The 211-nt window shown below is 68.2% G+C and carries 1 protein-coding gene; it reads right to left on the reverse strand.

Annotated elements, in window-relative coordinates:
* A partial coding sequence (locus IF00_RS42435) for a hypothetical protein (RefSeq protein ID WP_037640731.1) occupies window positions 1-211 on the reverse strand: 211 nt, incomplete at both ends.

A 211-nucleotide genomic window follows, 5' to 3' on the forward strand; every position in this document is an offset into this window, starting at 1 on the left:
GTCGAAGAAACCGTCGTCGATCCCGACCCGGGCCACACCCAGGATCTCCGCGAACAGACCGCAGAGAATGTCCTCCTGCGCCGTCCGCGCCTCACGGCGCACGACACCGGAAGCGCTCGGAGCGGGCAGGGCCTTGCGGTCCGTCTTCCCGTTCGGAGTCAACGGCACCGCGTCCAACACGACGACCGCCGACGGAACCATGTACTCCGGC

Origin of the sequence: Streptomyces flavochromogenes, assembly GCF_000717595.1 — a bacterium.
GTDB classification, from domain to species: Bacteria; Actinomycetota; Actinomycetes; order Streptomycetales; family Streptomycetaceae; genus Streptomyces; species Streptomyces flavochromogenes.